The organism is Bremerella sp. JC817 (assembly GCF_040718835.1).
Classification (GTDB): Bacteria; Planctomycetota; Planctomycetia; order Pirellulales; family Pirellulaceae; genus Bremerella.
This window is the reverse complement of record NZ_JBFEFG010000259.1, coordinates 250,166-264,336: the sequence shown is the minus strand read 5'-3', so window position 1 is coordinate 264,336 and position 14,171 is coordinate 250,166. Positions and strand designations below refer to the sequence as shown.

Annotated in this window: 13 protein-coding genes; 10 read left to right on the top strand and 3 right to left on the bottom strand. The window is 54.8% G+C overall.

Annotated elements, in window-relative coordinates:
- The first annotated feature begins 412 nt into the window (after positions 1–412).
- The 4 genes from AB1L30_RS06200 (at position 413) to AB1L30_RS06185 (ending at position 6,065) form a co-directional block, all read left to right on the top strand.
- A complete protein-coding gene (locus AB1L30_RS06200) occupies positions 413–3,271 on the top strand; it encodes a ribonucleoside-diphosphate reductase subunit alpha (protein WP_367012563.1) in 2,859 nt (952 codons plus the stop codon).
- A gap of 149 nt (positions 3,272–3,420) precedes the next feature.
- On the top strand, positions 3,421–4,482 hold the full coding sequence (locus AB1L30_RS06195) for a ribonucleotide-diphosphate reductase subunit beta (RefSeq protein ID WP_345095777.1): 1,062 nt from the start codon (positions 3,421–3,423) through the stop codon (positions 4,480–4,482).
- A 262-nt stretch (positions 4,483–4,744) separates the two neighbouring features.
- A complete protein-coding gene (locus tag AB1L30_RS06190; RefSeq protein WP_367012562.1) occupies positions 4,745–5,392 on the top strand; it encodes a DUF6610 family protein in 648 nt (215 codons plus the stop codon).
- Positions 5,385–6,065 (top strand): hypothetical protein, encoded by a 681-nt coding sequence (locus AB1L30_RS06185; protein ID WP_367012561.1) that lies wholly within the window; start codon positions 5,385–5,387, stop codon positions 6,063–6,065. Before AB1L30_RS06190 ends, AB1L30_RS06185 begins: the two co-directional genes overlap by 8 nt.
- A gap of 398 nt (positions 6,066–6,463) precedes the next feature.
- Here AB1L30_RS06185 and AB1L30_RS06180 read toward each other — a convergent pair whose 3' ends face one another.
- Positions 6,464–6,949 carry a hypothetical protein gene (locus AB1L30_RS06180; protein WP_367012560.1) on the bottom strand — a complete coding sequence of 162 codons (486 nt, stop codon included), beginning with the start codon at positions 6,947–6,949 and terminating at the stop codon, positions 6,464–6,466.
- Positions 6,950–7,635: 686 nt separating this feature from the next.
- Here AB1L30_RS06180 and AB1L30_RS06175 point away from each other — a divergent pair.
- A complete protein-coding gene (locus tag AB1L30_RS06175) occupies positions 7,636–8,640 on the top strand; it encodes a DUF1559 domain-containing protein (protein ID WP_367012559.1) in 1,005 nt (334 codons plus the stop codon).
- 33 nt (positions 8,641–8,673) lie between these two features.
- The gene (locus AB1L30_RS06170) at positions 8,674–9,066 is read left to right on the top strand and encodes a hypothetical protein (protein WP_367012558.1); all 393 of its coding nucleotides are present in this window, start codon (positions 8,674–8,676) and stop codon (positions 9,064–9,066) included.
- A 58-nt stretch (positions 9,067–9,124) separates the two neighbouring features.
- Here the strand turns inward: AB1L30_RS06170 and AB1L30_RS06165 are convergent, their stop codons facing one another.
- A complete protein-coding gene (locus AB1L30_RS06165) occupies positions 9,125–10,381 on the bottom strand; it encodes an MFS transporter (protein WP_367012557.1) in 1,257 nt (418 codons plus the stop codon).
- A 160-nt stretch (positions 10,382–10,541) separates the two neighbouring features.
- A complete protein-coding gene (locus AB1L30_RS06160) occupies positions 10,542–10,856 on the bottom strand; it encodes a hypothetical protein (RefSeq protein ID WP_367012556.1) in 315 nt (104 codons plus the stop codon).
- A 543-nt stretch (positions 10,857–11,399) separates the two neighbouring features.
- Between AB1L30_RS06160 and AB1L30_RS06155 the strand changes: the two genes are divergently transcribed.
- The 4 genes from AB1L30_RS06155 to AB1L30_RS06140 all read left to right on the top strand — a co-directional run bounded on the left by AB1L30_RS06155 (position 11,400) and on the right by AB1L30_RS06140 (position 14,089).
- Positions 11,400–12,416, top strand: a complete 1,017-nt coding sequence (locus AB1L30_RS06155; protein WP_367012555.1) for a DUF1559 domain-containing protein — start codon at positions 11,400–11,402, stop codon at positions 12,414–12,416.
- A 145-nt stretch (positions 12,417–12,561) separates the two neighbouring features.
- Positions 12,562–12,870, top strand: coding sequence for a hypothetical protein (locus tag AB1L30_RS06150; protein ID WP_367012554.1), 309 nt, complete (start codon positions 12,562–12,564; stop codon positions 12,868–12,870).
- Between the two features lie 82 nt (positions 12,871–12,952).
- Positions 12,953–13,552 (top strand): hypothetical protein, encoded by a 600-nt coding sequence (locus AB1L30_RS06145; protein WP_367012553.1) that lies wholly within the window; start codon positions 12,953–12,955, stop codon positions 13,550–13,552.
- Positions 13,553–13,567: 15 nt separating this feature from the next.
- Positions 13,568–14,089: a hypothetical protein gene (locus AB1L30_RS06140; protein WP_367012552.1), complete on the top strand. Its 522-nt coding sequence runs from the start codon at positions 13,568–13,570 to the stop codon at positions 14,087–14,089.
- Positions 14,090–14,171: the final 82 nt, after the last annotated feature.

Sequence of the window (14,171 nt, the reverse complement as noted above, 5' to 3'; positions counted from 1 at the left end):
AATTCGCCCCCAACATATGGCGATAAATCAATTTTGGCGACACAGGATATTGTGCCGCGATTCTTCAGTGATACAATATCTTGTAGTGGTGCCCACGAGGCAGCGCGGCAAACGCAGCCAAGCTGAGCGGGTAACAACAACCTCACAGGTAGTAGTGGGGTGCCCTGGGATCAGGGTGTGACGATTTATGGAGTCTCAAGTTCTCGTCTGAACATTGTGTCATGGACGACCAGGCAATACCTGCACGGCTTGCTTGCGCTTGATGCTGCACCTTCGGAGCGTTGTCACCCACCCGTGTGTGGTTCATACAAGGTGTGTTTCCTGGCTGAATAAGGCGACGGCAATGGAATCGAAAAGCAAACCGGACGGCACGAAACCGACCGGAACTCAGCAACCTGTAGGAGACGATGTCATGACGACAGTGACGACCCAGGTATCTTTGGACGTCCGCAAGCGGGACGGCCGGATCACTTCTTTCGAGTCGAGCCGCGTTGAACGGGCCATCGAACGTGCATTCCGAGCAGAAATCGGCATTCCAGACGAACAGCCGATTGAATCCGCTCTGCAGCATCAGATTTCTGAGATCACGACGAACGTGGTTAATCAGATCGAAAATCGTCCGTTCAGCCGCGATGGTGTGGACGTCGAAACCATCCAGGACGCTGTTGAAATTCAGCTGATGCGTCATGGTCACTTCTCAGTGGCTCGTCGCTACATCCTGTATCGCGAACAGCATGCCAAGCTGCGTGCTCTGCGTGCGGTCGAAAGCGATGGTACGCTGACCGCTCCACGCATCTTCGTGAAGCAGGAAGATGGCGACAAGATTCCATTCGACTCGACTCGCATGCGTCGTCGAATCTACTCCGCCGTTCGTGGCCTGGAGCAGAACTGCTCGGCCGAAGAACTGGTCGAAGAAACCTACCGTTCGCTGTACGACGGCATCACGCCACAGGAAATCTACCGAGCCATGATCCTGGCTTCGCGTAGCCGCATCGAACGCGATCCAGATTACGACACCGTCGCCGCTCGCTTGATGCTGATGGTGATCTACAACGAAGCCCTCGGTCACATCCATCCGAACGAAGACCTGGCCGAAGTCAGCCAGCGCAAGTTCGAGGACTACATCACCGTTGGTATCGAATCGAAGCGTCTGCACGAAAAGCTGCGTGAGTTCGATTTGGTGAAGATCTCGGCTGCCCTGCGTCCGGAACGTGACGCTGCATTCCCTTACCTAGGTTTGCAGACGATTTACGACCGATACCTGCTGCACGTCGAAGGTCGTCGCATTGAAACGCCTCAGTACTTCTGGATGCGTGTCGCGATGGGCCTGGCCTGGAATGAAGAAGACAAGGAAGCTCGGGCAATCGAGTTCTACAACATCCTGTCGACTTTCCGTTTCACCTCGGCCACGCCAACGCTGTTCAATGCGGGCACGCTGCATCCACAGCTCAGCTCGTGCTACCTCAGCACCGTGATGGACGACCTGGAGCACATCTTCAAGGTGGTCGGCGACAACGCCATGCTCAGCAAGTGGGCCGGCGGTCTGGGGAACGACTGGTCGAACATTCGTGCGACCAACGCCCACATCAAGGGTACCAACGGCCAAAGCCAGGGTGTCATTCCATTCCTGAAGGTGGTCAACGATACCGCGATCGCCGTCAATCAAGGTGGCAAGCGTAAGGGTGCGGTTTGCTCGTACCTCGAGTCGTGGCACTTGGACATCGAAGAGTTCCTCGATCTGCGTAAGAACACTGGTGACGATCGTCGTCGTACACACGATATGCACACCGCCAACTGGATTCCTGACCTGTTCATGAAGCGGGTTCGTGAGAATGCCCAGTGGACGCTGTTCAGCCCAGACGAAGCACCCGATCTGCACGATCTGTATGGTGCCAAGTTCCAGGAACGTTACGAACAGTACGAACAGATGGCAGACGAAGGCAAGCTTCGTATGTTCCGTCGCATCAACGCCCTGGAACTGTGGCGTAAGATGCTGACCCGTCTGTTTGAAACGGGCCACCCTTGGATCACCTGGAAAGATCCGTCGAACCTGCGTTCCCCTCAGGATCACGTCGGTGTGGTTCATAGCAGCAACCTCTGCACCGAGATTCTGCTGAACACCTCGAAGGAAGAAACGGCCGTTTGTAACCTGGGCAGCATCAACCTGCTGGCTCACGTGAAAGATGGTCAGCTCGATCTCGAAAAGCTGCGTGAAACGGTTACGACCGCGGTTCGCATGCTCGATAACGTGATCGACATCAACTACTACCCAACCAACGAAGCTGGTGCCTCGAACCGTAAGCATCGTCCAGTTGGTCTCGGCCTGATGGGCTTCCAGGATGCCCTGTACGCCATTGGTGCCGGTTACGCCAGTGAAGAAGCTGTCGAGTTTGCCGATCGCAGCATGGAAGCGATTTCCTACTTCGCTCTGCTCGCCTCGAGCCAACTGGCTGCTGAACGCGGTACGTACGAAACCTACAAGGGATCGAAGTGGGATCGGGGCATTCTGCCGATCGACTCGCTCGAGATTCTGGAACAGGAACGTGGCGTTGCCATCGACCTGGACCGCACCCAGACGCTGGATTGGAAAGTCGTTCGCGACTCGATCGCCGAAAACGGTATGCGTAACAGCAACGTGATGGCAATCGCTCCGACGGCAACCATTTCCACCATCATCGGTGTCACCCAGTCGATCGAACCGGCTTACAAGAACCTGTTCGTGAAGAGCAATCTGTCGGGCGAGTTCCCACAGATCAATCGTCGCCTGGTGCAGGACCTGAAGGACCTGGGCTTGTGGGATTCGGACATGATCGAAGCCCTGAAGTACTACGACGGTGGCCTGCTCGATATCGACCGCATTCCAGACGACATCAAGCAGAAATACCTGACCGCATTTGAAGTCGGCCCAGAATGGTTGATCGAATGTGCCGCTCGACGCCAGAAATGGTTGGACATGGGGCAGTCGCTCAACTTGTACATGGCCGAACCAAGCGGCAAGAAGCTGCACGAGATGTACTTCCTGGCCTGGAACAAGGCTCTGAAGACGACTTATTACCTCCGCACGCTGAGTGCGACCCAGGTCGAGAAGTCGACGATCGACGTCAACAAGTTCGGCATTCAGCCACGCTGGATGAAGAACCAGAGTGCTTCGGCCAACATCAAGGTCGATCGCGAAAAGGCGGCTTCCGTCGAATCGTTGGATCAGCTTCCGGAACAGCAGCCAGAAGCGAAGGTCTGCAACCTGGATGGCGACTGCGAATCGTGCCAATAGGCAGCGGTTGTCATGACTGACCATGTTCGGTTGTTACTGGGCATGGGCCAGGACTCTGCCAAAGTCTGTCGCCGGCCGCAATCTAGGTTGCCGCCGGCGCGATTGCACGACGCAATTTTCCCGCACACCTTTCCTTTCGGAGAAACACGATGTCCACTCCAAGCCTCGGCTTTGATACCGAAATGACCGGCACCAGCCGTGTTCGCGCCAGTGAGAAGCGTTTGATCAACGCTCACCAGGTCGACGTGAATCAGTTGATGCCGCTGAAGTACCACTGGGCGTGGGAACACTACCTCAACGGTTGTGCTAATCACTGGATGCCAACCGAAGTTCCAATGACCAAGGACATCGAAACTTGGCGTAGCGACAAGCTGACCGAGGACGAACGCAAGGTCATCATGCGTAACCTCGGCTTCTTCTCCACCGCCGAAAGCCTGGTCGGGAACAACCTGGTGTTGGCGATCTTCAAGCATGTCACCAATGCCGAAGCCCGTCAGTACCTGCTGCGTCAGGCCTTTGAAGAAGCGATTCACTCGCACACCTTCTTGTACGTCGTGGAAAGCCTTGGCCTGAACGAAGGCGAAGTCTTCAACATGTATCACGAAGTCCCCGCGATCACCCGCAAGGACGAGTTCGAGATGAACTTGACCCGCGAAGTGCTCGACCCGGACTTCCGTACCGACAGCTACGAAGGCATTCAAACCTTCCTGAAGAACCTGATCGGTTACTACATCATCATGGAAGGTATCTTCTTCTATACCGGTTTCGTGATGGTGCTTTCGTTCCACCGTCGCAACCTGATGACTGGTATCGGCGAGCAGTTCCAGTACATTCTGCGTGACGAAACGGTTCACTTGAACTTCGGGATCGACTTGATCAACGGCATCAAGGAAGAAAACCCGGAAGTCTGGACCGAAGAATTCCAGCAGTCGATCATCGACCTGATCAAGGAAGCTGTCGAACTGGAAATCGGTTACGCTTCGGACTGCCTGCCCAACGGTATTCTCGGTTTGAACCGCGATCTGTTCCGCGACTATGTCCACCACATCGCCGATCGCCGTTTGGAACGTATTGGTCTGGCCAAGCAGTTCAACCAGCCAAACAACCCGTTCCCATGGATGAGCGAAACCATGGACCTGGCGAAGGAAAAGAACTTCTTCGAAACCCGCGTCACCGAGTATCAAAGCTCGAGTGGCTTGAATTGGGACTAACCTGGTTCCCCTGCCCCACGGGCGGAACAACCGGCTCTCACAGCCGGGTAAGAACCAAGGATTGTGTCTTGTAAAGGACTACAAGGGCGAGCCATCCCCGCGATGGCTCGCCTCTTTTTATGCGTAGTCTCAGTTGGAATAGTTGTCAATTGAATGTGGGAGCAACGTGGTTTATAAAAAGTGAAAGTGGGAACCCAAGTGGTTACAGAGTTCAAGGTGACACTTAGTAGTGTTGATGTGAAGAAATATTGACACATACGACATGGCTGTCTTGAAATTTATCAATCACAGTAAAAAGGCCGTAAAAATCGCTCGGCGATTCGGGTGGCTGCCAGGCGCACGATATACCAATCTCCGTGACGTGAAATCGTTCGACCGATTAGGGTTTCTGGATATAAATTGGAAATCGTACTGCTTTAAAAAACATTTGAGTGCGGCTGCAAGCACAAATCCGATAATGACAGTCGCGCGTGATATTGAGCGAATGTCCCAACTGAGTAGAGTCATTGATCAAGCGTATGAGCTCTTGGAGTTCTGCGACAACGTGATTGTCGTCCCTAAGGTTCGTTCAATGGGTAATCGATTGACCGAGCTAATCCCAGGTCGGTTCGTACTCGGTTATTCAGTGCCTACACGGTATGGCGGAACAAAAATTGCGCCTGAGTGCTTCAAGGCTAGAGTTCACCTTTTGGGAGGGCGTCCCGATAGGCAAAGAGAATTAGCACGAATGATGAATGTGATCTCATTCGATTGCAATCGATTCACACTCGACGCCGCGTATGGTGATTACTTCGATGGAGAACGATTCAAGCCGCACCCGGCAGGTGGCTATGACAACTGTCTGAGGATGTCGATGCGCAACATCAACAGGATATGGCGAGACTACAAAAAGGATGGAGGGCATGACTGAACGCGAAGAGCTTCTGCTTAAGATGTATGATCAAATGCATCGAGATATTCATCGTCATATCTTAGTCGTATGGCAATCCGTTGGGGTAGTCGTCGGAGCATTCGCGATCTTTGCATTGGTTGAAAAGAATGTACTTCCGCTCGACTTAGCTGCCGGATTGATGGTGTTGCTTTGTGGCTGGCTAATTGCACATCTGCTGGATGCGTCCTACTGGTATAATCGTAATTTGGTGATAATTGCGAATATCGAAAGGCAGTTTCTCGCCCCGAGTGATCTTCGTGAGATTCATTACTACTGGGGCAGGCATCGAGAGAGTGGTGCGATGTTGACACATCTGAGAATCCAAAAATACTTAGGTATTGGGGTGGCCACAGTTGTGTTGCTCTATCACTTTTCAGTTCGAATCTATCCGGGTTTTTATTCGACATTTGAGTTCGGCAGTTTTGAGCCAATTAGAGCGGTTCCCTACTTGATTCTATTAGTCGTAATTGTCTTTTCGTTTTACTTAAGGCACAATCGGAACGCGAGCTACACTGAGTTCCTGAAAAATTCTCCAGGACGCGATGTTGATGACCGTGGTGTCTTCTACGGAGTAGGTCACAGAGTTAGTAGTTCTGAATGCGATAAGATGCGACAGGACGGCGAGCCTCCTGTTAGTGGCACAGAGGATTGATAGCCACAGCAAGGAAGTGTTGTTGGGGATGTTTGTGATTTGAGAGATTCTTCAATTTCGATAAATCGGTTTAGATGCGACGTGAGCTAACGTCCCAGAAAACTCCGCCCTGCACCGGGACGCGTGTTCCCGAATGTTGGATCGAACCGGAATTGTATGGGCCGGTTTCCAGCACTTTGCGAATATCTTGATAGGCGTCGGCTCGCATCATATCAGAGTGCCAGATCAAGTTACCGGTGTCTTGCTACCGTGCGAACAGCAACAAGGTGCACCAAGATCGACTTGTTGAACTGTCCGCCGACTTCGAACGGTGCTCGGGGATGGTGACGTTCGACCGCCACCACCGAATCATCGTTGATTGCCGATTGCCTTGGGGGCTCAGCCGACTATTCCATCGATTACTTCGACTTTTTCTTCGTCTTCAGTGTGTGCGTGAAGTCAATGCGATACCGTTCGCGTTCCTTCTTGATCTCGGCGGGGCCATCTTTAATGGTGGCAATCATCGCTTCGACCATGCACAACGATTGAGGGAAGTCGCCGACCATTTCCGACTTCTTAATCTCGACGTCGTTATAGCCGTCGCTGAGATAGGTGTACTCGCGATCGTCATGATAGGTGCTGTAGAACTGCGGCCAGATGATGTCGGCAGGCTCGACCGGAAACGTGGCAACACGTGTCACAGGAGCGGTCCGGCGGCGGCCGACGACGTTCATGAAGACCGGCCCGTTGGCGAGTGCCTGCATGGGAGTATCGCCCTGGTAGGCAACCGCGATCCAGCCTCCATGAGTCGAGCACAGCATCGGCTCGCCCCGAACGATCTTATGCTGAAACCAGATATACCAGTCTGGGCAATCGTCGACCCGGCAGAAATCGCCTTCTTTCATTCTGATCCACTTTCTTCGACACGAAACGTACTCTGAATTGATCGATCCAACGTAATGATTCGGCTTGCGTGACGCGATCGCCCCACGCCAAAAAAAACGACGAGAAGTCTTCAGAGTTTCAGGAAAAGCCTGGGACCGTTTGCAAGCCACAAAGCGGACGACGCGGAAGGTCTCGTTCGCTTCTTTCCACCAGGCCATCGATACCTCGTACGCTTATGGCAATCTGGGCGAAGCGTCTCTGGATGCGGTTTCGGGCTCCCCTTTCTTCCACCAAGATCGCTGGCGGTTGAGAGGCACTACGTCACCATTTTCTGGCGTCGTCGATTTGTGCTGGAGGGGCGTTCCCTGGATGGGGGAAACCCTGGTGAAGAGAATTTAAATACCCCTCTGTCTGCGATAATGTCCGCCCACTTGAAATGGTAAATAAACCGCAGTGGGTGCTGTGTGTTGCCATGCTGGTCCCTTATTTAGCACACCATAAACACACGAAAGATGAATGTTGGCAAGTATTTAGGCTTGGGCCTCCACTCGACGGGAAGTAGCACATGTAGGGGGCAAAAGTGTAAAAAAGTTAAAAGTGCTTGTTAAAAAAATGCGCCGTCCTTATACTCCCATTTATAGTAACTGATCTTAGCCCCCTGAAGTGGGTGCGTAATCTCTTCCCTTTTCCAAGCGGCGCTTCTGCTATGAAATCGAAATTGTCAGGTTTTACATTAGTAGAACTGCTGGTGGTGATTGCCATCATCGGCGTTCTGATTGCGCTTTTGCTGCCAGCGGTGCAGCAAGCACGCGAAGCGGCTCGACGCTCGCAATGTGTCAACAACTTGAAGCAGCACGGCCTTGCCCTGCATAACTTCCACGACACATTCAATCGCTTTCCACCAGGTACGACCAACAATCTGCGTCCCTTCGGAACGGCGACCGCGAACAAGTGGGGCACCTCGTGGATGGTGCACATCTTGCCTTATGTCGAATTGGGCAACGTGTACGACATCATCGACCTGAGCCAGCACTGGAACGATGGCTCGGTGAGCGATGCCTGTGGTGTGGATGCCGGCAGTCCGATCTTCGGGATCTATGAATGTCCTTCCGCTTCGCTCCAGCAGGAACTGGGCAACGATGCGGTGAAGACGATGATCGCCGACTACATCTCGATCGCAGGCGTGGTCAATGGCTTTGGTGGTGTCACGGGGGCGACCCAGAACGATACCGACCACGGCCCATCGGCGATGAATGGCGTGCTGTATTACAACAGCAAGACCACGTTCGCTTCGATCACCGACGGTTCCAGCAATACCCTGGCTGTCAGCGAAGTGGGTGGCTGGCTGAAGAACTCCTCGGGAACGCGTACCGATGTTCGCAGCATGCAGTACGGATTCAACATGGGAACCCGTGGCCAGAACAACAACACGACGACGCTGCCTGGTAGCGGTTCGAGCGACGGTCGTGCGTTCAATACCACCTCGCTGCGATACCGAATCAATCCAACCAACAACTTCAGCATTTCGTGCAGCAGCGAAGGCATCTGTGGCAACTACGGCAACAACTCGCCACTTCGCTCTGAGCATCCTGGTGGTGTTAATGCGCTGTTCTGCGATGGTTCGATCCACTTCTTGCCAGAAACGATCGACCTGACCACGCTCGGCAATCTTGGCGTCCGCAACGATGGCAACGTCGTGCAGATTCCTTAATCCCCTGACACCATTTTCATGCAGGAACAGAAAATGCGCAGTGTTGCTTTATCAATCGGACTACTCGCCCTGGCCACGCTCGGTTGTACCGCCGCGGCAGAGCCTGAAGAACCTCGCTTTCAAGTCTCCGGCGTGGTGACCTTGGACGGCAAGCCACTGGATGCTGGGCAAATCATCTTCGATTCCCCAGAACAAGCCGCCAAAGGGATTCCGCCGGTGATGGCCGAGATTCAAGCTGGCAAGTATTCCCTCTCAGTGCCCGAGGGAACCAAGACAGTGAAGATCACGCACATGGTTGAAGTCGGCAAAGAAGAAATCACCGGCGATCCGATCATGAAAGAAGAGATTCCAGCGAAATACAATCGCAACAGCAAGTTGACCGCTCAGGTCGACAAGAAAGAAAATACCGAGAACTTCGATCTCTAAGCGATCGAAGCTCAGAACAGACGAAACCCTGGCCGGACGTTGTTTCGGGCGGGGTTTTTTAATGCGCCGCGCCAGTCTGCATGTTACGCAGCGTGCGAATCGCCAAGTAGGTCAGAGCAATCCCCAGGAAGGCGGTTGCGCTGTAGCAGACCCCTGGCCAGCCATAGCTGGTCCACGCCCACACGCCGATGGCCGATCCGACCGAGCCACCCAGGAAATAGGTCACCACGTACACCGCCCCCAAGCGGTTACGGGCTTCAGGAAGCAGACTGTAAATCCGCGATTGGTTGCAGACGTGGACCGCCTGCATTCCCATGTCCATCAACACCACGCCGACCGCCAGCACCCAGATCGAACTTCCCCACAAGCCCATCACCAGGAACGAGAAGAACGTCAGTAGCAGCGACGGGATCAGAATATAGAGGGCACCCATCGAGTCGGCTAACTTGCCGACCGGCCCGGCGGCCAACGCCCCAGAGATCGCCAGCAAACCCAACAGCCCGGCGACATCGCTGCCATATTCCATTGGAGGTTGTTCGAGGTGAAATGAAAGGGTCACCCAGAAGGCACCAAAGCCAGCGAACGACGCACTTCCATAGACGCACGAGGCCCGCAAGATCGGTTCGTCCCGCAGCAATTTCGCCATCGAGATCAGAAGCTGCGGATAAGTCATCTTGGAATGAGGCACCGACGCCGGCAGCTTCTTCCATAGCAGTATCAGCAAAATGGCGAGCCCCGTCGCAGCGATGTAATAAACGTTTCGCCATCCCCAGATCGAACCAAGCACACCGCTTAAGGCTCGTGATAACAACAGCCCAGTCAGCAGTCCGCCAAAGACCGTGCCGACCACAAACCCGCGTTGGCGTTCGTGGGCGAGGCTTGCCGCAAGAGAGATCGTCATGTGGGTGCCGATCGTCGAAACTCCGAGCAGCACGCACGAGACCGACAGCCAAACGATTCCGTTCGACGCCGAAACCGCCAGCAGCGATAGAATGGAAGATCCGACCGAGGCGAGAATAAACGGCCGTCGATCATAAACGTCCCCTAGCGGAAGTAGCAGCAACATGCCGGCGGCTTGGGCCAGCAGTCCCAGGGTAGCGGCACTGCCGACCTGGGCTTCGGTCAGTCCCAGATCGTTGGCGATGACTGCCAGCAGCGGCTGGGCATAGTACAAATTGCCCACCACCATGCCGACCGTCGCGGCCAAGAGCACCGTGAGTGAAAAGCTTATGCCTGCGTCATTGTCGGAAGAAATGTTATCCAAGGTGGGCGACGATTCAAGCTCGATCGCGCACTCTGATTGATGGTCTGCCATGACTTAGTGGCCTGTCCTATTCTCTAAAACCTGTTCCAACAAGTAACAGAACAGATTGCCTGAGGACACCGCAACCACCCTGACGGTTCATCTGCGGGATGCCGATTCGTCGGCGGCTGTACAGGCCACCTGGAATGAGGGTCTACCGATCGCGGCAAGATCAATATCGCTCGAACGGTGCTTCGACGAGCTCTTCCAGCGGCTTCAAGCGTGCCGCATCGAACTCGGATGGGGCGTAGACTTCGACCACTTCTTCCACGCAGCGAATCGACGCCGCAATTTGTGCGTCATTGAAGATGCCCGCAAAGACATGGGTAGGATGGTTCAGTTCGGTAGGTCGCTGCGTGAAGGGGCAAGTCACTTCAATCGACTCGACCTGACGTAGAATCGGCGAGTTGGCCACGAACTGTTCCCACTGCTTGCGAGTCCAGGCCACTGGCAACGTGATCGTCCCGAAGATTGGATATGCCGACATGGTGTGAAGTACCTTGTGCCAGGTCGAGTGACGGGCCGAAACAAAACCACGATTTTAGAGCTACGTGAATATCGTATCCGTCTGGCGCTGTTACGGTCTCTGACAAATATCGATCTAAATCGATTCTTTGCGACTCACTCACAAAGGCTTCACCGACCATTTCAGATGCCTCGAGACATCACTCTTGGAGAATCTTTGCGCTTCGCTGTGGTGAGGGCCGCTGCTTAGCATCTGGGCAAGGTCTCAGAAGCACTGCGATGCTTGGCATGGGACTGGTCATTTCGTGTCCATGAGGGCGAAGTGGTGAGTCGATAAAAGTCGAATTTCTTCTTTTCTGCTGGAAGCTTTATTCTCCTGGCTTAACCACTTGCTAGAGGTTCTGTGAGCGACGCTGATCCCTTCTCGCGGATGTAAGCCTGGCTGTCAAACGTGTGGCGTTCGGGGGATTTTCCTTGAATTGGCATGATGCTTGTTTGTTTCGAGTCGACTGCCCGCGCGGTGCCTTCCTTGCTTTCCCCCTCGGACCTTCGAATGGAGTTTTCTATGCGACGCTCTTTGCGGCCTGCCGGTTTCACGTTAGTGGAACTGTTGGTGGTGATTGCCATTATCGGTGTCTTGATCGCCTTGCTGCTCCCGGCCGTGCAGATGGCGCGCGAGGCAGCGCGGCGGATGTCGTGCACGAACAACTTGAAGCAACTTGGTCTGGCACTGCACAACTATCACGACACGTTCCTCACGTTTCCACGCTATAACCAGCGTGCTTTGGCGTCGAATGCTTCCGATTCGTACTCGTGCGGGCCACATGTGAAGATCTTGCCGTTCATCGAACAAGACGCGATGTACGAACAGTTGAAGACGACGACGCAAAACTTCTACCGCAACATCGCCGACGCCGAGACGTTGGTCCAATCGAACCGTTTGTCGGCGTATGTCTGTCCCTCGGACAGCCCCGTCGGAAATGATTCGCGAACGGCGAACTGCAACTATCCGTTTTCGACCGGCTCTAACCTGGGATGGAACATTGCCGAATCGCGTCAGAACGGTGTGCTCCGTTTCTCGACCGAAACGGACTTCGCCGCGATCACGGACGGCACGACCAACACGATCATGATTGGCGAGCATGTGGCTGGAGACGGTGACGATGGTGCGTACCGTGTTGGTTCCGACGTCGTTCGAGGCTTGTCCTGGTCGGCGAACGAGTCGACGTCGCAAGGGGCGATTTCTCAGGCCACCATCGATGCCGCCGGCGTCGCTTGCGACAACAACAAGGCGAACCACAGTAGCTACGCCGGCCTGCGTTGGACCCGTGGAACCATGGAATACGCGATCTTCAACACGCTGGCTCCGCCCAACTGGCGTTATCCCAGTTGCATGACTTCGAGCAGCACCGGTAACCATGGCAGCTCGACCGGTTTGTACGCTGCCCGCAGTCGTCACCCTGGTGGCGTGAATATCGCCCTGGCGGATGCCTCGGTCCGGTTTCTCACCGAATCAATCGACTTGACCACCTATCACGCGATGGGAAGTCGCAACGGTGGCGAGGTCGTCCAGACGCCTTAGCCGGCGACCGCCCTAAGCGGGAATCTTGGATTTCGAAAACATATCTCTCTGGCACTCTGGCTAGAGAGCCACGGCATCGCTTGCCCAGGCAAAACGGTGCGCGCGTTTGGCTATTTCCCTTTGTAAAGGTTCAAGGAACACAGAAATGTCTCGCATGATTCGCGAACTTGGTTTGCTATCGTTGGTGGCTTTGGTGCTGGGATGTGGCGTCGCCGGAGAGGCTCCGGTTCGGGTCACTCCCCCTGCCTCGGATGCCAAGGAAACCCTGCAGCAGATTGCCGGAGGAAGCTCGTTAAAGGCCCTGAAACAGCAGCTCTACCAGGAAATCGAAGGGCTCCGCGAAGCTCAGCCAGAGAAGGCCGCCGAGCTGATGGCCGACTTCGAGAAACTGGTCCAGGAGAAGGACCCCGCTGCCGTTCGAGCGCAAGCGAGCATGATGGCAGAAAAGCTTTAAGGGGTACCGATACAGAAAACCTGCGGTCAGCGTTACACTGAAATAGAGTGTACCAGTGATCGTTGACCAGACAGGTTGGGAGATGAAGACCGCAATTTTGGGCTGGGGGTCTCTGCTTTGGGACGACCGCCCGCAATTTGATCAGCACCATGGGCCTTGGTTTCTGGATGGCCCGCGACTTCGAGTCGAGTTCTCGCGAATCTCGGTGCGCCGTGATCGTGCGTTGACGTTGGTTCTCGAAACCGAGATCGGCGCCGAATGCCAGGTCGCCTATACCGTCAGCCATCGCTCCGAGGTTTTAGAAGCGGTCGGCGATCTAAAGATTCGCGAAGGTGCCACCGACCAGCAAGTCGGACTCTATTATCCCAACTCGGACTGCGACACCGATCACCAGCGGCAGACGGTGCCAGCGATCCAGAATTGGGCCGATGCGACCGACTTCGATGCGGTGATCTGGACGGCGCTCCCCAACAACTTTCAGCAGCTTCATGAAGAGGGAGCCCCCTTCTCGTTTGAAGCGGCCGAAGCTCACCTGAAATCGCTGCCGGAACATGGATTGGGCCGAGCAGCGGAGTACGTGTTTCAGGCCCCCTCCTTCATCGAAACCCCACTCCGAACGCACCTGCAGCAGCTTCCCTGGTTCGAGGAGAGCTGGCACCGGTATCGCCACGAGAACTACTGACAGAAGGACCGCATCGTGCGACCAGAGTTAATGGAAGCATTACGCTATGGAGTGTTCCCGGTGACCTCCCGGATCGCAATTGGCCGATTCGCGTCGCCGGCCCGGTTCGACTATCTCCAACAGCATGGCTACACGCACATCTTGAATGTGAGCGACGCGGCCAGCCTGGCATCAACGGCCGACGCTGGTTTCGCCGACGTGAAGGACATGCCGCTGGACGACTTTATGCGGATCCCGACTGCCGAAGCACTTGCGATCCTGGGGACATTGCACGCTTTCTTGAACATCCCTGACAGCAAGGTCTACCTGCACTGCATCGCTGGGCAGAATCGCTGCCCGACGATTTTATGGCTGTACATGATCGCCTTGGGGTTAAGCGAAGACGAAGCCCGTCAGCGAATCGTTCATGCTTGTCCCGACGCTCAGCCGGGGCATCGCACGCTGGTCGATCAGAAGTTGATCGATGCCGTCCGCGACTGGGGCGTGCAACTCGGGTACATCGATCGCGACGATTTGCTTCAGTCCGCTTACCGCTAAAGCGGGCGAAATTGTTGCCTCACACGGAGGGGTTTGCTAACGTCAACTTGGTGGCGTGACGCAATGATGGCCTCGGCACGGA